This window comes from Bacteroides sp. M10 (genome assembly GCF_014334015.1).
Lineage (GTDB): Bacteria > Bacteroidota > Bacteroidia > Bacteroidales > Bacteroidaceae > Bacteroides > Bacteroides intestinigallinarum.
Genome location: NZ_CP060488.1, coordinates 4,758,021 through 4,779,174, shown reverse-complemented (window position 1 = coordinate 4,779,174; position 21,154 = coordinate 4,758,021). Strand labels below are relative to the sequence as shown.

Genomic DNA, 21,154 nt, shown 5'->3' with positions numbered 1-21,154 from the left:
AATTAAATGATACTCGTTCGCTTAGTAAAATCGATAATCTCTTTTATATATCCGAAAGCCATACCTACCACCGTATCTGCTGCGCCATAATAAACAGCCACACGTTCACCATCCTGCAAAGCAGCACAAGGGAATACAACATTGGGAACATCACCTTGAAGTTCATAAGGAGCAGCCGGACCGATCAGGTATTCACGTGTACGGTAAAGGACTTTTTCCGGATGATCTTTATCCAGTATGGCAGCTCCCATAGCATAACGGAAACCGTTGCAGGTAGTAATAACACCATGATAAAACAGCAACCAGCCTTCGTCAGTAAGGAAAGGCACTGATCCTGCACCAATCTTTGTACACTGCCAAGCACTTTCCGGGAAAGGAGTCACTTTCATTACACAGCGATGTTCACCCCAATATTTCATATCCGGACTATAACTGATATATATATCACCGAACGGAGTATGTCCATTGTCACTCGGGCGACTCAACATAGCATACTTGCCATCAATTTTCTGTGGGAAAAGTACGCCATTACGGTTGAAGGGCAGGAAAGCATTCTCACATTGGAAAAATTCCTTAAAGTCAAAAGTGTATGCAATACCAATTGTAGGACCATGATAACCATTGCACCAAGTCACCCAATAGCGATCTTCAATCCATGTAACACGGGGATCATATTTATATTCCGACTCAATCATTTCTGTATTACCAGCCTTAAACTGGATAGGTTCATGATTGATATCCCAATGAATACCATCCTTACTGAAACCTGTGAAGATATTCATTTGTACTGCTTTGTTATCGCAGCGGAATACGCCGGCAAAACCATCCTCAAAAGGAACAACAGCACTATTGAATATACTATTAGATGAAGGAATATGATAACGTCCGATAACTGGATTTTGTGAGTAACGCCACATAACGTCCGTACATCCGACAGGACGATCTTCCCAAGGAATTTGAATTTTATTCATAATCGTTATTTTTTATATTATTATTTTTTGAATCATCATACGTGAAAGGGATGAAATAAGTAATCAGGAAGGCTGGAATAGTTGCGATTAATACATAGATAAAGAAATTTCGATACCCAAGCAAGTCGCTAAGATAACCGCTCACCATTCCCGGAAGCATCACTCCCAGGTTCATGATCCCTGAAGCAAATGCATAATGCGACATTTGATGTTTTCCTGGAGCAATCTGTTGCATCATAAACAATGTCAGTCCGACAAAACCAAAACCATAGCCAAAATATTCCATTGTTATACAAGTTCCGATTAGATACACATTAGTAGGCTGCGCAACTGCCAAAAAAGTATAGGCAACAAACGGAAGATTAAAAATACAACAGAGAGTGAACAGTGTCTTTTTCAGTCCGAACTTAGAGACATAAATTCCTGCCAACAATGAACCTAGAACGAAAGCTGCAGAACCAAAGATACCATTCAGCGTACCGATCTCGGTTAATGACAATCCTAAACCACCTACATCTCTTGAAGCACGCAAAAACAGCGGAGCTATTTTCATGATAAATCCTTCTGCCAGTCGATATAAAATAATAAAAGCGATGTAATAATAAATATGTTTCTTAGTAAAGAAGTTCCCTATTACTGCTACTAACTCTTTTTTAATTTCCGAAGTCGACTTTTTAGTTGTTACAGGTACTTGTGTAGAAGGTAAGATTCTGATGTGGTAAATTCCGATTAGTACCATTATTGCAGCAATCACACCGAAAATAATCATCCATGCAGATGAATATGCTCCTTTATTAGCATCTATTGAAGCACCTTCTATCGCTCCAAAATGTTCTGCCAATGCTCCTGCCATAGCAACCAACCCTCCATTAGCGACCAATTTGGCTACATTATAAAAAGCACCCTGCACTCCGATGTATTTTGCCTGATCTTCTTTGTTCAATTCGGCCATATATACACCATCACAAGCTATATCGTGTGTGGCTCCACTAAAAGCTATCACTGCCATCGTAGAGATACTTATAGCGAAAAAATAATCGAAGAATAAAGAAAAAGCTACTACTCCAAACAGTACACCGCTCAACAATTCTGTTATTAATACGAAGAATTTTTTCGTCTTATACATTTCAAGAAAAGGGCTCCACAAGAACTTCAGTGTCCAAGGCATCATAATTAGAGATGTCCAGAATGCAATTTGCGTATCCGAAATTCCAAGATCCTTAAACATGAAAACTGAAACCAGATTAATAGCAATGAAAGGAAGTCCCATTGCAAAATAAGCGGTAGGCACCCAGCAAGCCGGGCTAATAGTGTTTCGTTGAGAAGCAGTTTTATTCTGTTGCATAAATCATAGTATATAGATGAAAAAATCCATTTTTCTAACCCATCTATATATAATACAACTAAAAGGGGGAAACTACTAACGCCTCCCCCCTACTTTTTTTATTTTATTATCACTTCGTCTATAAAGAACCACGAAGGATGTCCCACGCCGTAATGCCAAGTCGGGCATTCTTTCGTTCCGGTGACTTCTACTTTTACATAACGAGTTTTTACCGGTTCTGCTGATTTTGCCTTGACTCCACGGAATTTCACCTCCCCCGTACGCTCTTCCGGCAAATCAATCGTTTTCCAGTGTGTATAATGCTCACCGTCATCAGCATACGAATAAACCACCTTTAAAGGGAAAAGAATCCATGCCCCTATTTGATGAAGAAAATCCGTTTCCACACTATGTATTTCTTTCGTTTCACCTAAATCTATAACGAATGCACCATCCGTTCCTTCCCAACCAATCCAACTATCAACAAAGGTTGCTCCACCAAACAAACCATCAACCAATGCAGTCTTTCCTAACGCTGCATATTTTCCGGTAGGAGGAGTTATATAAGTAACCTTTGCTCCCAAAGCCAGACTATTTTCCTTCTGTGGCATGTAGCGTTCCCGATACAATTTACAGTAGTCTATCGGTGAGTTGGAACGCTCATTCAAGGTAGGAACTTGAAACTCTTTCACACGTTCCTCAAAAAGATCTAACTTCTTATTTATATCTGCCAAGTCTTTTTCTGTCTCTGTCCGTGCGATCTCCAGTTCTGAATACTGAATTGGCAGACGCGCCCGTTGAACTCGCTTCAAGAAATCCGGCTCTGTTGCAACAGCCTTTTCGGCCAAATCAAATAAATGATTATAACGACGCATCAAAGCAGGCTTCAACATGCCATATTTATGTGATACAGGAGAATCATAAATCCATAATCTCTGTCCGCTACCTATTAATGCACCTTCCATAACCTTTATGTATTGATAAAGATGTGGCGCTGCTTCACCATAATATCCATGTAGGAAATGTTGCATCAAAGAGTCTACATTAGCTTCGGGATTCCACATTAACTTTGAAACTAAATAGGCACGAAGTTCGGCAAAATCTCCTCCCCTGCTCCCTGCTATTTGAGAGAAATGCATGGTAGCATGATTCTTCTTGAAAAGACGGATATTATCCTGTAAAATATGGAAGTTAGGAAAAGGGGCCAGATAATTATCAAAGTTAATACCATAATCCCAGACGAAAATATTATTGGTTATTTTAGACCATCCCTCCATGGCTTTCACAAATTCCTTTCCCGAAGCATTCTCCGTCAAGGTTACCTCACGGTCGCAGTCAATATCACACAACATAATATTCACATTCGGCAAAGGCTTCACATGCTTCGGAGGATTCATTGTATACAGATAAGCCAATGTAGAAAACTCCTTATCCGGAAAACGAGCAGCCAACTTATTCAGAAAAGTAATCACACTTCCCGATAGTGCCCCTTCATAATCATCAATAGCCTTACAAGCATCACAGGTGCAATTCGTATAATTACCATCATTCTGACTGACGGACATGATATGTTTATCGGGGTTAGCTTTGAAAATAGAGTCTACACGTTGAGCTACAATCTCAAAAACTTCCGGATTACTCAAACACCACTGACTTGCTTTCCCCGGATGGCGCTTTCCTTTGAAATAAGAATAATATTCCGGATGTTCTTTCCCGTAAACAGATGAAGGCAGAAGCTTATCAAAGGTATGTACCCAATAACCGGCAGCAAACACTTCGTTGGGTTCCTCTAAACGATTCCACCACTTATAAATAGAATCCGTACGGATGGCATAACATTGCGTCTGACGATAACGAAAGGCCGGGTTTTCGACTTTATTAATTAAAGGCAAGATCACCATCTTTTGAGGAGTAAAAGAGTATTCATTCTCTCCCCAATAATCAACTCCCAGATATTGTTCCAACAAAGTGACAACTCCATATACAACTCCTTTTTCTTTTCCTGATATTCTTAAAATACCGTCTTGCGTAGAGATAGAGAAACCATCTTCCGTCACTGTTTGCGGAGTTTGACCGCCAATCAGTATATCTCCTTTCCGAGGCGTTTTATCATTTTCAATTGGAAGCTTGCTTTTCGAAATATGATAGAGAAAATGTTGTAAGAGTTGCGCTGATGTCTTAGTATCTGGCATCTTGTCCTGTACAATGATACGAGCATTACTCTTTCCATCTTTTACTAGTGTTACTTGTGCTGAAACGGCACCACACACCACCAGCAAAACAGATAATAACCAATGTTTCATGTTTGTTAGAATTTAAGTTTATACGAGCATTTATTATAATACAGTTCAGGAGAATGAAGTTCTAAAAAATTATGAATACTTTAACATATAAAAAAAGGATATGCCGCAATGGACATATCCTTCTCTTTCATATAAATTATTTGTCTAGCACATTTTATTTATCAAATCTGATATTATGTTCCCACTTCTGAAGAGCACCATTAGAAGTTGCATCATGCCCATTCCCTGTTGCATCTCTAAAGGCAGTACCTTCTCCTTCATCCATTGGCCAAAGAGCAATCAAGTTTGGATTCTTAGGATTAACTTCAAAGTACATATTGTTTGCAATTTCTGATTCAGTACGAGCTACTTTCCACAGACGAACCTGACTCATAGTACAATTATTACGGAAATAGCTACCACTATCAACTATTTTCATAAAATCAAAACGAACGCTTCCACCTTTCGGCGCAGGAGGGTCAAAGAATGTATCTTGTTTTCCATTTCTATAAATAGTAAGTGTTGTTCCATTATAAACGAAAGCCCAATGATACCAAGTATTTGCCTCCAAATCACTAGCTGTTTGTTTCTGTCCTCCCAAGGACTTTATCTGTAGATAATTATATGGTCTATTGGCATCCCCAAAACGGATATAGATTTCATGATCATTACTGCCGGAAGTGAAAATAGCTTGGTTATTTATACTATAACCATCCATACGTACCCATGCTTCCAATGTCCATGCATCTACCGTAATTCCCCAGTCTGTTGCCGGCAAGGTAGATACATTTCCGGCATTACCACGCAATACAGGAGCAGAAACATTCAAAGGTTTAGCCAATACATAAATGAATTTGCTTTGAGCTTTTGATTTCGTAACATCACCTTTGATAACATTTCCCAATGCAAGGGGAATAGCATAAGTAATACCATTCGTTGCAAAATCATTCACATGAAGCCGATAATTGGCACTAATTTCACCTGCCGGAATCGTAACCGTAGCGTTCTGTGGAAGCATGTTTGCAGGCAGAACTTCATATTCTGTACCACTGATCGTATTGTATTCGGTCAGTAATTCGGGAACAAATTGAATTTCAACCTCTACATCTTCCGTAACCTTTTGAGCTAAACGTACCACAACATTAATGTCTGCACCATCATCCATAGTGATAGTAGCAGCAGTGGCTATATCAGCTGCATCCGTTATATAAAGACTGTTTGTCTGCGCCTTGTATTCAGCATTTTCACATCCCATAAAAAAGACTGTTGAGAATGCGATCATAAGACTTGATAAATAGATATATTTCATAATTTTCATTCTTATAAAATTCGTTTAACCATTATTCTTCATTCGCAGTAGCATTCATACGGCTATAGAAATTCTTGTATATGTTCGTAATGCCTTGACGCAGAAAATAGTATTCCGGTGAACCATCATAATCACCCTTACCCTGTGCATAATCAAAGCCTACACGATAAAGCCCGCATCCACCAATCAACTGATCTATTTCATACGATTTTCCACCGGTGGTATACGTTGTTTTATATACATAATTTGACATGCCGAGAAATCCTCCCCCTGTATTTGCATACGATTCAAAATTTTCTGTGGCTATGGTTCTACGAACGATTTCATCCGGAGTAATAATTCCCTGCTGAATCCAATCGCTCATATCGTCAAGAACCCCTTTCATTCTGTAGTCTGCCATTCCGCCATAAGCCTGCAATACAAAATAATCTACATAATATGACAGCCATTCCTTATCCATACCTGTTCGAATACCGACCTCACCGTCAATCAAGAAGAGAAGGCGTTTTTCCGGCATAGCGCGATCTCCACGATCACGGTTGGGATCCATTGCGCCATGTCCAAACCAGTAGGAAAGTTCCTCTACAAATATAGTTCTCTGAACTTTATTTGACCAGAGCGGACCTACTCCCATTCCACCACCAGGTTCATAATCCCAGTCATAACCATCATATCCACATTCAAGGCAAGCCTTGTAAATATCCTCGGCATAGGCTTTGATTGCAGGTCTCACTTTTTCCGGATCACTACTGGTTCCGGCTTCGTGATAAATTTCTTTATCAGGAAGATCATCACCAATGTTTTGAGAAAAGAGAGTAACGACAACCTTTGTTCCTTTCACTTTTTGCATATATTCCATATCAGCTTTTCGTTCCGGAGTTAAATCAAATTTAGGATGACCACCCCAGTTGGACGCAATGGTGATAGAATCAGGCAAACCTCTTAAGCTATTTTCACCTGTAGGAGAAGTCCCTGTCCAGTTGTCGAACCATACAAACACTTGCGGAAGTCCCGGTGTCTCTTTCCATTCACGCAAAGCAGCATAATATTCATCAGTTTTAGTTGTTTGATTCAAATCTATGTCATTAATAGATTCCACATCCGTGCATCCAACAAAGAATGTCGCAGCAAATGCAAATCCTAACATTTTCTTTATATGTTTCATATTCTATGTTTTATCAGGTTAAAAATCAGTTCTTTTTCGCCCACCATAAATCTGTAGATCCGGTGTCCGGACCACCTAACATAGTTGCAATAGCGGCTTCTACATTGGCAGAGTTACTGGATTTTTCTGTTGTAGGATATGGCAAGCGGCGTACCATACGTTTGCTATCAATATCACCGATATAACCGGCAGAACTTAGATTGTCACGTGCAGTAAACAATTCGGGATAGCCGGTACGACGATAATCACACCAAGCTTCGATCCCCATCGGATAGTTGGCAATCCATTTTTGGGTAATAATCTTTTGAAGTTTATTAGTTCCATCTCCCCATGCAACACTGGGCACGCTGGTAAATGAGATATTATTCTTTGAATTCAATCGATCTGTGTAACCTTGTGGAACAACAGTGCTTGAAAGATAGTCACCAATCTCTACACCATATTGACTCATTGACATTTGAATACCTTGTTCATAATAGCTTTTGGCCGCTGCGTCTCCACCAGCAATCCATCCCTGCAGAGCAGCTTCAGCTTTCAAGAAATAAGTCTCCGCTGCATAGAAAACAGGCATAGGGGAATCTGCTGTAAAAGCAGGTTTAGAATATCTTGCTGCGCTACCCTCTACGGCTTTGCTTGTATCACTAATACCCATACGTACTCCACGGTAGTCTCTGTATGAAGTCGCAGTATTCATATACTTACTGATGCGCGGATCACTATATCCGGTCATATATGCGGAAAGTGTTGCGTTAATAGCCAAGTCACCCCAGCCGGAAGCAATCTCAAATGGATTGTATGGCATAGCGGGGAAGAAAGCATTATCTCCATTAGACTCTATAACTCCTCCCTCAATTGCTTCAGCCATGATTTGTTTGGCATATTCCGTGTCTTCAGTATTAGAAGCGATACGTACTGCCATACGAAGTTTCAAAGAATTGGCATACTTAATCCATTTGCTGAAATCACCATTGTATATGATATCATATTCAGCAACCGGAACCTCTTTTCCTGCATTCTCCTGCACAAAAGCAGAAAGTACCTCAATACTACGTGTCAAATCACTAATCATATTATGATAGAGTGTTTTTACGTCGTCATATGCTACTTGAAATTCTCCTTTTCCCATTTCAGAGTAAGGAATAGGTCCATAGATATCGGCTACGCGAATCATTACGCCTACTCTAAGAATAGACGCCCATGCATAGATGTATCCAGACCCTCCTGTTGACTCTTTGACTGTTTGAAAATTCGGATAAAATTCAGTAAACATATCTTTGTAAGGAACAGATACCCAGTCTGCACTAGGATTAAATGTTCCGAAATTAGTGCCATTCCAGGGAGCAGTTGTAGCAAAATAACCTCCATATTGCCCCACCATTTGTTCGGTGTGCTGGCTGTTATTTTCCTGACAGGCATTCAATAAGCGAGTCATAGCCACAAACAATGTACCTACCCGCTCGGTTGGAGTCATATTTTCGGGATACAAGTCCGTTGGATGCATGTTTAATTCGTCAAAGTTCCCGGTACACGAAGTGAACAGCAGAGTAGTTGTAAAAGCTGCTGCGCTTACTGTCTTGATTATATTGAATCTTTTCATTATTCGTTCCTTTATTAGAATTGTACTTTTACACTAAATCCCATGTTTCTCAAGCTAGGTTGCATGAAGTAATCCACACCAGTATAGAAAGTGCTGGAAGATGATGCAACCAATTCCGGATCAAACGGTGCTTTACAATAGATCATAGCCAGATTGTTTCCAATTAAACCTAATGTCACATCAGCAATGTTATACAGCCATTTCTTAGGAAGCGTATATTCGAGGCTGACTTCCTGCAGGCGGATATTCGTTGCATTGTAAACATAGTGATCTCCCTCACCGGTACCAGCTGCTACTATACCCAGATAGTCTTTAGCAGACACATTTCTGTCGTTGATTGTTACTCCTCCAGCTTGGCGAAGTTGTGCGCTATATTCTGAAACGCCACAACGATCAAGGAATGCCTGCGTATTAGATACAACTAAACCACCAAAACGACCACTTAACAATACATTCAAACGTACTCCTTTATAAGTGAATGAATTTCTCCATCCTAAATTAACTTTCGGAAGCAGTGAGCCAATTTTCTTGTATTCAGTTTCTACCATGCTTGGCAAACCTGTTTTAGCATCCAGATAGATATAACCGTTGTTGTCGCGTTTGAAATCACGGTTGATGTATAAATCTCCCATAGAACCGCCTTCTGTCAGACGTACTACCGGTGAAGTTGAACCTCCTAATCTGGCTTTATCCACATAAGGCATTTCAATGGGTTCACCAGTTATTCTGTTGGTTACACCATCTGCGAGTCTTTTAATCTTATTCTTGTTATAAGTAAAAGTAAAGTTAGTAGACCAGCCGAAATCACGCCATTCATTATTATATCCTAAAGCCATTTCGATACCTTGATTCTGTACACTACCAGCTTGAATATTAACAGCGGTATATCCGGCACTTGCAGGAAGAGGTGCTGCAAACGTTTGGTTACGTGTATCTGAATTATAATAAGTAATATCAAAATTCAATGCACCTTTAAAGAAACGCATATTCAATCCTGCTTCATAAGATTTGGTAATTTCGGGTTTCAAATCCGAATTCGGATACAAAGATTCTGTTTTGTATTGGTCAAGCTGATCATCATAGATATAGCGTGCTTTAGTCAAATAAGGATCATAAGCATTACCTACAGAAGTGAAAGAGAAACGTGCTTTCAAGAATGAGAACCATTCGGGCAGATCAATCACTTCGCTTAGAATGCTTGAAATACCAACAGATGGATAGAAGAACGCTTTATTTCCTCTGTCGGAAAGAGCAAGTGAAGAATCCCAGTCAGCACGTCCGGTGAGACTTAAGAAAAGGAAGCTTCTCCATCCTATTTCCGCATTGGCGAAAACGGATTGTGTCTGACGTTTTAGGCCATTAGCATCTACTTTATAATACCCACTACGTGTCAGGTTTTCGATGGTAAAATGGTTGGTCACATTGTTCAAGTCTCCGTGTAAAGAGCTAGATTCCATGCGAAGGTCTTTAATAGAAGCACCAAGGTTGGCCATTACATTAAAATCTTTGAACGTTTTGTTGAAGTTAGCCAACACGTCTGCATATATTTGCCTATCCATACGTCTTTCTTCCTTATATCGTCCTTTCGTTCCTGCAAAGTTACCGACAGTACCGGCATGGAATTTTTCAGTATATTTGCTTTCGGTATTGTCAACGCTCACACGTCCCTGCACATTCAGCCCTTCAATGATGTTATATTGCAGACTGGCAGCCAGTTTGTAACGTCTTCTATCATTTTCACGATTCATTCGATTCATGATCCAATAAGGATTTTGAGATGAAACACCTCCTAAATCACCGTATGGCCAATATTGAGTGCTTACTCCTGATAAGTCATCATAGCGTTCGTATACAGTTACGTCATTAAAGTCCTCACCACGTGGAAACAGATATAAAGCTGTCAACGGGTTAAAGTATTGTCCTTGAGACACCATATTCTTATCATTCTGGATAATATAGTTGGCACTTGTGTCCAAAATAAACTTATTATTCAGGAAATTGGTGGTGTTGCGGAACGAGAAGTTATATCTATCGTAGTCGTTATTAGGCATGATGCCTGCTGCATTAGTGGTAGCTACAGAGATATAACTTTGACTTTTGTCATTACCTGTAGAGAGAGACAGTGCATTAGATATGTTACTTCCTGTATTAAAGAAATTTGCAGGGTCATATCTCTTATCTGTTTCCAGGCCCCAACTCATTGTTTCTCCTGCCAGATTACCATACGTATTTTGGAACTTAGGCATCATCATCGGATCACTGAAGGTGGTATTATTGCTATAAGTTACAGTTGTCTTATCTGCACGCCCTTTCTTTGTAGTGATTAGAACAACTCCATTAGCTCCTTCATATCCATATAATGCAGCTGCAGAAGGTCCTGTCAACAATGACATACTCTCGATATCATCCGGATTAATGTCAGCTATTGATTCACTACTAGGTTGTGTTGCCATAGCTCCATCACCACCGGAAGAGGCACGGTTATACATTGGAATACCATCAATTACATACAAAGCATTATTATTCTGTGTAATAGACTTAGCACCACGCATTACAACTTTCACACCGCCACCAGGACCTGATGCACTAGAGTTAATCTGTACACCTGCCGCTTTACCAGCCAATGCATTCATAAAATTAGTACTTTTTACAGTTGTAAGTTCATCACCTTTCACCTGTTGTACATTATATGTCAATGCTTTTTCCGAACGCTTGATACCCAATGCAGTAACAACTACTTCGTCCAATACTTGCGTATCTTCTCCTAAGGTTACTTTAAGAGGTTGAGCATTGGTAAGCGTGATTGCTTGGGAGGCATAACCGATATAGGATACTTCAAGTACATCACCTTTGGCAGCCTGTATTTTGAAATTTCCATCCATATCAGTGATAGTACCATTTGAAGTTCCTTTTACCAGAATACTAACTCCGATCAATGGTTCTCCTTTTGAATCAGTAACAGTACCACTTGCCATAATTGGAGTTTTTTTCTGCTGATCTTCTTTATTACTCTTTGCAGAAAGTACAATATGATTATCTACTATTGAAAAACTGACATTAACTCCTCTGAATAACTGATTCATTACATTATTCAGAGATTCTTTTGTTACCTTGATGGATACGATGCGATTTATATCGACATCATTTGTGTTATAGACTACTGACATTGAAGTTTGTCTCTCAACTTCTTTCAAAGCAGTGTTTAAGGGTACTTTTGATAGATTAAGAGTGATCGTTCGTTCTTGCCCATAAGCTGAAGCAAAACACGAAACCAACAAAAGGAAGAATAACAAGTATGAGAACTTGTGTTTTATAATTTCTTTCATCTTATTCTTTTTAATTAGAAATAGTTTTTAGAGAGTTTAATTAGGGACAGTAACTAAAATTACCGTTTTCACACAAAGGTTTCATGTATCTCTGTTTCTCATAATTAATAAATTTAAAGGTTACACTTAAAATAAATTCCATAAGCGCTTATTCAATAGTAATACATTCTATGTTGTAACCTTACTAAACGAAGATAAGATTTTTTTTGAAAAAAAATAATAGAAGTAAATTCCTAATTGAAAAATAAATACTCAAATATTTGATAAATAGAATCTTATACACTTATTAAAATCAGGCTGATTTATTATATTTGCATACATTTTGCATACAATTCATGTATGTTTCAGTTAATGTATAGATATAAACATTCATTTTTATGTTCAAATATTCAAGAGATGGAGTCTCTGTATTAACCATATTAGATACCAGAAGAGTAAAAAAGAGCGGATTGTTTCCTATTAAAGTTCAAGTGGTATTCAGAAGAAAACAAAAATATTACTCAACAGGAAAGGAACTTTCAAAAGAAGATTGGGATAGACTGCTAAAAGCAAAAAGTAGGTTATTGACAGAGATACGAAGTGATATAGAAAGTAGCTTTTCTAATGTAAAACAGCACATTAATGAACTAATACAAAAGGGGGAATTTAATATTGAGACTTTAAGTATTAGGTTAGGAAGACAAATGAAAGATATGAATCTGCATAGTGCTTTTAGTCTGAAAATGAAAGAACTAAAAGATAATGAGCAGGCAAGTACTTATCTAAGTTATCAGAGTGCATTAAAAAGTTTAGAGAGTTTTGGCGGGACATATATTCCTTTAGAAAGAATTACAGTAGATTGGCTCAAACGATGTGAACGTTTCTGGCTTTCAAAAGGTAAGAGCTATTCAAGTATTAGTATTTATTTCAGAGCTTTAAAGTGCATACTAAATCGTGCTATACAAGATGGCATATTAAAAGAATCATCGTTCCCTTTTGGGAAAAATAAATATGAGATTCCTGAAGGCTGTGGACGTAAATTAGCACTCACCCTTGCTGATATAAAAAAAGTAATGTCCTATCAAGATGGAACAAAAGATATAGAAGAATTTCGAGATCTATGGGTATTTTCTTATTTATGCAATGGTATCAATTTCATGGATTTACTATTTCTTCAGTATTCAAATATTGTAGATGGAGAGATATGCTTTGTACGTTCTAAAACTTCGAGGACAGCTAAACATAGTAGAGAGATACATGCAATAATAACTCCGGAAATGTGGAATATCATTCATAAATGGGGGAACCCTAGAATTAATCCACAAACATATATCTTTAAATACGCTGACGGAACAGAAAATGCGTTTGAAAGAGTTAGGCTAGTGAGGCGTATTGTTACTAAATGCAATAGAAGACTCAAAAAGATAGCTCAAGATACAGGGATCTCTCAATTAACAACTTACACTGCTAGGCATTCATTTGCAACAGTTCTAAAACGTGCAGGTGCTAAAACTTCCTATATTTCAGAAAGTTTGGGACACTCCAATTTAGCTGTCACAGAGAACTATCTAGCCTATTTTGAGAAAGAAGAAAGAATAAGAAATGCTCAATTGCTTACCGACTTTAATATTTAAATTAGAATAGTGCATGCAAATTGTATGTACACCCTTTATTTTCTCTAGTTTTTCAATACTACAATTTGTGAAAAAGCAGAAGAGATAAATGGATTTTCCATATTCATTTTTAGTTACAAGAAAATTATGTTATATATCAATTAGACAGTTTTACGTCAAATTTTATAAATAAGCCATTCACATGATGGTAAAGTTTATAAAGTCTGTACTATTTGTTCAAGGTATAAGCTCTGTTCTACATTTTACTTACTTAAAGCATAGCTTTAGGGAACGAAAAGCTATGCTTTAAGTAGGCTAAAGCTGTGCTTTATAGAATTGGTAAAACAATATTTGATTTCCCTACAGATATACATTTTTTCCATTCCCCTTCACCTTTTTTCTGAACACCCGATGACTAGGTCGTTTATGGGTGAAGGAGCAGTCTTCACCATTACATTCATATCGAAAGAATGTTGTAACAGTACTTTCTAAAATCATTGCATTAATTGTAAAAAACACTGTGATGTTTTTTACAATCATCCCAATGTTTAAAAAAAACACCCTAATAAAAAAATAATCTATAAGCATATTTCATTTCCAAGTAAGGTGAAAGAGTGTGTGAAAGAGTCACCCTTCACTCGTAAACGTCCTGTTTATCGGGAGTCCAGAAGAAAGGTGAAGGATAGAAAAAATAATAAATATTATTGGTGGTGGTGAATTGTAGAGGCAAGACACTACAATCATACACATGATGCCGTTTAATTTTGAACAATTACTTATTGATAAATAATAAAGGTGGCATAAATTTTATTTCCTAATCATAATAATGCACAGTTTCTCCCAAGCAATCACGCTTACCAATGCTCAACCTCTTAAAGTAACCTTAGGAGAAGATACGCAAGTATTGGACGAAGTAGTTGTTACTGCATTGGGTATCAAGCGTGCAACTAAGGCATTAAGTTATAATGTACAAGAGGTAAAAGGTGACGAATTGACAGCTGTTAAGGACGCCAATTTTATGAATTCACTATCAGGAAAGGTTGCCGGTGTTCAGATTAATAGTGGTGCAACCGGTGCTGGTGGTGCCACTCGTGTTGTTATGCGTGGTATGAAATCTCTGACTAAAGATAACAATGCATTGTATGTAATTGATGGTGTACCTATTTTTAATACAGGAAAAAGCGGTGGCGAAGGATTATTTGGAGAGATGGGAGGATCAGATGCTGTTGCTGACTTAAATCCGGATGATATTGCTAGTATTAGTATGATGACCGGTCCTTCTGCGGCAGCATTATATGGTTCTGCTGCGGCAAACGGTGTTGTTTTAATTACTACTAAAAAAGGCCAAACAGAGAAAACTACCATAACAGTATCCAACAGTACTACTTTCTCTAAAGCATATATTATGCCGGATATGCAGAACCGTTATGGTACAAGTTCCGGATTATTCAGCTGGGGAGAATTGACAAACCGTCGATATAACCCATCTGACTTCTTTGAAACAGGATCCAATGTTATCAATTCGGTAGCATTATCTACAGGAAATACCAAAAACCAGACTTATCTTTCTGCTTCTACAACTAACTCCGGTGGAATTCTTCCGAATAACTCCTATAACCGTTATAATTTTACGGCACGTAATACCACCCATTTCCTGAATGATAAACTTACTCTGGATATCGGTGCACAATATATCGTTCAGAACAACAAAAACATGGTTTCTCAAGGACAGTATTATAACCCTCTCCCATCACTGTATCTATTCCCTCGTGGAGACAACTTTGACGAAATTCGTTTGTATGAACGTTATAATACTAACTACGGCTATATGGAACAATATTGGCCTTATGGTGATGCAAGTTTGTCATTACAAAATCCATATTGGATACAAAATCGCATCAACCGTACTTCCAACAAGAAACGTTATATGATGAACGCTTCTTTGAAATGGCAGGCTACAGATTGGCTCAACGTTGTCGGTCGTGTCAATCTGGACAACTCCGACTACCGGAATAAAAATGAGAAATCTGCTTCTACATTAACAACATTCTGTGGTGTAAGTGGTGGTTTTGAAGATGCCATGCGTCAGGAACGTTCTTTATATGCCGATTTCCTGGCTAATATAGATAAAACATTTGGTGATTTTCATTTAACAGCCAATGTTGGTGCTTCCATATATCATACTTCAATGGATCAGTTATATATTGCAGGTGACCTGGTTATTCCCAACTTCTTCCAGATCAACAATATTAATTTCTCCGCCAACTATAAACCGGATCCTACCGGATATGAAGATGAAATTCAAAGTATTTTTGCCAGTGCTGAATTAAGTTGGAAAAATCAACTGTATCTAACCGTAACCGGACGTAATGACTGGGATTCAAAACTCGCATTCTCCAAACAGAAATCTTTCTTTTATCCGTCAGTCGGTTTATCGGCTTTATTATCAGAAATGGTAAAACTACCAGAGGTGATTTCTTATGCTAAAATACGCGGTTCGTATACAGTGGTAGCCTCTTCTTTCGATCGTTTCCTTACTAATCCGGGTTACGAATACAACAGCCAGACACATAACTGGGCGAATCCGACCGTATATCCGATGGACAATATGAAACCTGAAAAGACTAAATCCTGGGAAATCGGTTTGAACTTGAAATTCTGGGGAAATCGTTTCAATTTAGACGCTACTTACTATCGTTCTAACACATTGAACCAGACATTTAAAGTGGATATCCCCTCTTCTTCCGGATATAAACAAGCGATTGTACAGGCCGGTAACGTGCAAAATCAGGGTATTGAATTAGCTTTAGGATTCAGTGATAAATGGGCAGGATTCGGATGGTCTTCTAATGCTACTTTCACTTTAAACCGTAACAAGGTGAAACGACTGGCAAGCGGCAGCGTGAATCCTGTGACAGGAGAAGCTATCCAAATGGATGAAATGAATGTAGGTTGGTTAGGTAAAGAGAATGTAGCTCCTCGCGTCATCCTGACAGAAGGAGGCTCCATGACTGATATCTATGTATACAACCAGCTGACAAAAGACAATAACGGTAATATAAAAGTCGATCAGAATGGTAATCTGGGTATCACTTCATCAAACACTCCGGTAAAAGTAGGTAATCTGGATGCTGATTTCAACCTCGGATGGACCAATCATTTCACTTACAAAGGAATTGATTTAGGAGTTGTATTATCAGCCCGTGTAGGCGGATTAGCTTATTCGGCTACTCAAGGTATTTTAGATTACTATGGAGTATCCGAAACATCTGCAACAGCCCGTGATAATGGTGGCATACCTATTAATAACGGTAAAGTTAATGCCCAAAAGTATTACCAAGCTATTGGTACGGGTGAGGGTGGCTACGGTCGTTATTATCTATACAGTGCAACCAATGTACGTTTGCAGGAATTGAGCCTAAACTATACACTTCCTAAAAGATGGTTTAAAAATGTGGCCAATGTTACTTTGGGTGTTGTAGGACGTAATTTATGGATGATTTACTGTAAAGCTCCATTCGACCCGGAATTGTCTGCCTCTACCTCCAGTAACTATTATATGAATGTAGACTACTTTATGCAACCTAGCTTGCGTAACTTCGGTTTTAATGTGAAAGTTCAATTCTAAAAGAAAAAGCTAATGTTATGAGAAAATATTTAAGAAATATCACAGTCGGTGCCGTTCTGTTGTTACTGGCAGGAAGTTGTACCGATAAATTTGAGGAGTATAATACGAATCAATATCAAATTCATGATGCAGACCCTGCTACTTTGATGAAGTCTATGATTGAAACAATTGTGAATATTCAGCAGAATGACTCTCAAATGCAGGATCAAATGGTGGGACAATTAGGTGGCTATTTATGCTGTTCCAACACATGGAGTGGCACAAACTTCAGCACATTCAATCAGAGTGATGCTTGGAATGCTACCCCTTGGAACACTCCGTTTGAAAAAATATATGGAAACTTTTTCCAGATACAGGAAGCAACTAATTCTACCGGACATTATTATGCTTTCTCTTGTATGATACGTGCCATAACGATGCTTCGCGTTGCGGATTGTTATGGACCGATGCCTTACAGCCAAGTAAAGAAGGGTAATTTCTATGTATCTTATGATACCCAGGAACAGGTCTATACTAATATATTAAGTGATTTAGCCAATGCAGCTGATGTTTTGTACAACTATTATGTAGAAACAAATGGTAATGCACCATTGGGAGCCAATGATCCGGTTTTCGATGGCAATTATTCAGGTTGGGCTAAGCTAGCCAATTCAATGCGTTTACGTGTTGCAATGCGAATCAGCGGAACATGGCCAAGCATTGCTCAAGAGGCAGCTGAAGCAGCAGTAACACATAAAGCAGGATTGATTGAAAGTAATTCGGATAATGCTATGCTTTCTTGTGGCACACAGAGTAATCCATATCAACTGGCAGCTGTAAGTTGGGGTGATCTGCGCGTGAATGCAAATATTGTAGACTATATGAATGCATATGATGACCCACGTATGCCGAAGTTCTTTAATAAGTCTACCCTTGCTGGGAAAACAGATAAGTATGTAGGTATGCGTACTGGAGATGCTGATTTTAAAAAGGCAGACGCTGCAGGATTTTCTATTCCCGCATATACGGCAACCTCTAAATTAATGGTTTTCTGCGCTGCAGAAACGGCTTTTTTACGTGCAGAAGGAAAATTGCGTGGTTGGAATGTCGGTTCTAAAACAGCAAAAGCCTATTATGAAGATGGTATTAATTTGTCAATGGAACAATATCAGGTTTCAGCCACTGAATACTTGAAGATTGACGAAGCTCCTGTCGTATCACATGAAAGTGATGCTGTGCAAAATGCTACTGCTACAATTACCAATACAGTGAGTGTGATGTGGGATGACAGTGAGGCTGATAACGTAAATGGAAAGAATTTCCAACGTGTCATTACTCAAAAATGGATCGCCAATTATCCATTAGGATTGGAAGCATGGGCTGAATATCGCCGTACAGGTTATCCGGAACTTTATCCTTGTATCGACAATCTATCAGATTGTGGAGTGAGCAGCCAACGCGGTATGCGTCGTCTAAGCTTCCCTTATACAGAGGCACAAAACAATAAAGCCAATTATGATCTGGGAGTAGCAGAACTTGGCGGTGCTGATAATGAAGCTACTGACTTAAAGTGGGCTAAGAAGAACTAATTTATATAATGCATAAAAAGGACTTTTATGAAGAAAATTTATTTATTATACATTGTACTCATATCACTGGCAACAACCTCATTGATCGGTTGCAGTGACTGGACGGAGTCGGAAGCAAAAACTTTTCCCGAATCGATCGTATCGGATGAATATTATGCGGCTTTGCGTGCCTATAAACAGACAGATCACCAAGTTGCCTTTGGCTGGTTTGGTGGCTGGAGTGGTGAAGGTGCCTATATGAAAAGTTCTTTAGCCGGTATTCCTGATAGTGTAGATATTGTTTCTATTTGGGGAAATTGGTCGAACATTACAGAAGCTCAAAAAAAAGATCTCCAATTTTGTCAACAAGAGAAAGGAACTCGCTTTACCATGTGTTTCATTATCAGAAGTGTAGGAGATCAGATTACCCCGCAGAATATTCGTGACAACTGGGAAGAAATGGGATTCTCATCCGAAAAGGAAGCTGTGAATGATTTTTGGGGATGGCCTTCCGATGAATCAAACAAGGAAGCAATAGAAGCATCTATTCGCAAATATGCAAGTGCCATTGCCGATACAGTCAATAAATATGGTTATGACGGCTTTGATATCGACTATGAACCCAATTTCGGTAATCCCGGTAATATCGTAGATGAAGATGATAGAATGTTTGCATTCGTTGATGAACTAGGCAAATATTTCGGTCCGAAATCAGGAACTGGTAAATTATTAGTTATTGACGGCGAACCACAGAGCATAACGGGTAGACCTGAAGTCGGATTATATTTCGACTATTTTATCATTCAGGCTTACAATAATACTAGTCCCGGCAGTGATTCTAAACTCGATAAACGCCTTATCACAGGCGGTATAGCAGGTGCAGGACTTGTTCAGACGTATAGCAGTGTCATGTCTGAAGAACAAATCACGAAGATGACCATCATGACCGAGAATTTCGAGGCTACCGATGCTGCTATGGACGGTGGATATGATTATACTGATCGTTATGGTAACAAAATGAAATCTCTCGAAGGAATGGCACGCTGGCAACCAAGTAACGGATTCCGTAAAGGTGGTGCAGGAACCTATCATATGGAAGCAGAGTATGGAACTTCACCTGAATATAAAAATATACGCCGTGCTATTCAAATTATGAATCCATCATCACATTCATTACTTAAAAATTAATGTAAACTATGAAACGTATGAATTATATAAAAATTTTATGCTTCTCCGCAGTCATAACAGGCCTAGGAAGCATAGTAAGTTGTGGAGATGCCAAATACGATACTTTAGATACACATGCTTATATTGAAGAAGCTCTTTCCAGTACAAGTCAAAAAGTGACCGTACAGGCTACTGGAGAAAGTTTTACTACCCTAAATGTGCATCTTAGTAATCTTTCTTCTACAGATAATCATTATAAATTGGTTACAGATCAATCAGTACTGGACACTTATAACCATATAAATGGAACTGGATATATAATGTTGCCCAAAGATTATTATACTTTGCCGGAAACAATTACTGTAAAAGCAGGACAATATGCAGCCGATGCCCTCTCTATCGCTTTGAAAGCTTTTAGCCAGGAAATGATGAAATCGGGAGAATCATATGCACTGCCTGTAAAATTAGTGTTGCAAGATGGAAGTATTTCACCGATGGAAAATACCGGGACCTTTGTTATTTTGGCAGAAAGTATTATCGAATTTTCAGCTCCAATGTTTGTTGGCGCTCCTAGTTTAAAAGCTAATAAATTCACAGAATCTCCCGAAACGTATTCACAATATACTATAGAGGTTCGTTTCCAGGTAGCCAACACAGCTGACCGTGACCGTGCAGTATTTAAGAACGGAGGAGATGATGCAAACTTTATCCTTTTACGTTTTGAGGATCCTCAAAGTGATAATGAAAATTATAAGGCACATTCATTAGTACAGATTGTAGGACGTAACCGGCTTTATTTGAATCCAAGTAATTCTTTCAAGCCAAACGAATGGCAACATTTAGCATTGGTCTGTGATGGTTCCAACTATCGACTTTACATAAACGGAGTTGATTCGGGTGTGTTGAGTATACCAACAGGAGCAACAACTTTCTCTGATGTAAATTGGTTCTGCTTAGGTGATGATTCTTATAGTAGATGGGGAAACTGTAAAATTTTGATGAGTGAAGCACGTATCTGGTCTGTAGTTCGTTCCGCTTCTCAAATTCAGAATAACATGACCCAAGTGAGCCCAAAATCTGTAGGTTTGGAAGCTTATTGGCGATTTAATGAAGGACAAGGCAATGTATTCGAAGACGCAACTGGCAAAGGTCATACTTTGACTACTTCTGCTACTCCTACCTGGATTGACGGTATTTTATCTACAGATAAATCTACCGAATGGAAATAGTAATAATTTAATCGTAT

Annotated in this window: 12 protein-coding genes; 5 read left to right on the top strand and 7 right to left on the bottom strand. The window is 38.5% G+C overall.

What is annotated here, in order from left to right; all coding sequences use genetic code 11:
- Window positions 1-2 precede the first annotated feature (2 nt).
- The 7 genes from H8796_RS17425 to H8796_RS17395 all read right to left on the bottom strand — a co-directional run bounded on the left by H8796_RS17425 (window position 3) and on the right by H8796_RS17395 (window position 11,974).
- Window positions 3-971, bottom strand: coding sequence for a 1,4-beta-mannosyl-N-acetylglucosamine phosphorylase (locus H8796_RS17425; protein ID WP_117933585.1), 969 nt, complete (start codon window positions 969-971; stop codon window positions 3-5).
- Window positions 964-2,316: an MFS transporter gene (locus H8796_RS17420; protein WP_117933582.1), complete on the bottom strand. Its 1,353-nt coding sequence runs from the start codon at window positions 2,314-2,316 to the stop codon at window positions 964-966. The genes H8796_RS17425 and H8796_RS17420 overlap by 8 nt, the downstream gene beginning before the upstream one ends.
- Before the next feature lie 98 nt (window positions 2,317-2,414).
- Window positions 2,415-4,598 (bottom strand): DUF4838 domain-containing protein, encoded by a 2,184-nt coding sequence (locus H8796_RS17415; protein ID WP_117933580.1) that lies wholly within the window; start codon window positions 4,596-4,598, stop codon window positions 2,415-2,417.
- A gap of 154 nt (window positions 4,599-4,752) precedes the next feature.
- Entirely contained in the window at window positions 4,753-5,886 is a 1,134-nt protein-coding gene (locus H8796_RS17410; RefSeq protein WP_117933839.1) for a DUF1735 and LamG domain-containing protein, read from the bottom strand.
- 31 nt (window positions 5,887-5,917) lie between these two features.
- Window positions 5,918-7,051 (bottom strand): glycoside hydrolase family 18, encoded by a 1,134-nt coding sequence (locus H8796_RS17405; protein ID WP_117933578.1) that lies wholly within the window; start codon window positions 7,049-7,051, stop codon window positions 5,918-5,920.
- A 25-nt stretch (window positions 7,052-7,076) separates the two neighbouring features.
- Window positions 7,077-8,648, bottom strand: coding sequence for a SusD/RagB family nutrient-binding outer membrane lipoprotein (locus tag H8796_RS17400; protein WP_117933576.1), 1,572 nt, complete (start codon window positions 8,646-8,648; stop codon window positions 7,077-7,079).
- Window positions 8,649-8,662: 14 nt separating this feature from the next.
- Window positions 8,663-11,974: a TonB-dependent receptor gene (locus H8796_RS17395; protein ID WP_187343843.1), complete on the bottom strand. Its 3,312-nt coding sequence runs from the start codon at window positions 11,972-11,974 to the stop codon at window positions 8,663-8,665.
- Window positions 11,975-12,351: 377 nt separating this feature from the next.
- On the opposite strand from H8796_RS17395, the gene H8796_RS17390 reads away from it, so the two are divergent.
- The 5 genes from H8796_RS17390 to H8796_RS17370 all read left to right on the top strand — a co-directional run bounded on the left by H8796_RS17390 (window position 12,352) and on the right by H8796_RS17370 (window position 21,137).
- Window positions 12,352-13,587 (top strand): site-specific integrase, encoded by a 1,236-nt coding sequence (locus H8796_RS17390; RefSeq protein ID WP_008999507.1) that lies wholly within the window; start codon window positions 12,352-12,354, stop codon window positions 13,585-13,587.
- Window positions 13,588-14,392: 805 nt separating this feature from the next.
- On the top strand, window positions 14,393-17,194 hold the full coding sequence (locus H8796_RS17385) for a SusC/RagA family TonB-linked outer membrane protein (RefSeq protein ID WP_255502047.1): 2,802 nt from the start codon (window positions 14,393-14,395) through the stop codon (window positions 17,192-17,194).
- 17 nt (window positions 17,195-17,211) lie between these two features.
- On the top strand, window positions 17,212-18,762 hold the full coding sequence (locus tag H8796_RS17380; protein ID WP_117933209.1) for a SusD/RagB family nutrient-binding outer membrane lipoprotein: 1,551 nt from the start codon (window positions 17,212-17,214) through the stop codon (window positions 18,760-18,762).
- 27 nt (window positions 18,763-18,789) lie between these two features.
- The gene (locus tag H8796_RS17375; protein ID WP_117933207.1) at window positions 18,790-19,929 is read left to right on the top strand and encodes a glycoside hydrolase family 18; all 1,140 of its coding nucleotides are present in this window, start codon (window positions 18,790-18,792) and stop codon (window positions 19,927-19,929) included.
- 8 nt (window positions 19,930-19,937) lie between these two features.
- Window positions 19,938-21,137 (top strand): DUF1735 and LamG domain-containing protein, encoded by a 1,200-nt coding sequence (locus H8796_RS17370; protein ID WP_004300461.1) that lies wholly within the window; start codon window positions 19,938-19,940, stop codon window positions 21,135-21,137.
- The last annotated feature ends 17 nt before the right edge of the window (window positions 21,138-21,154 follow it).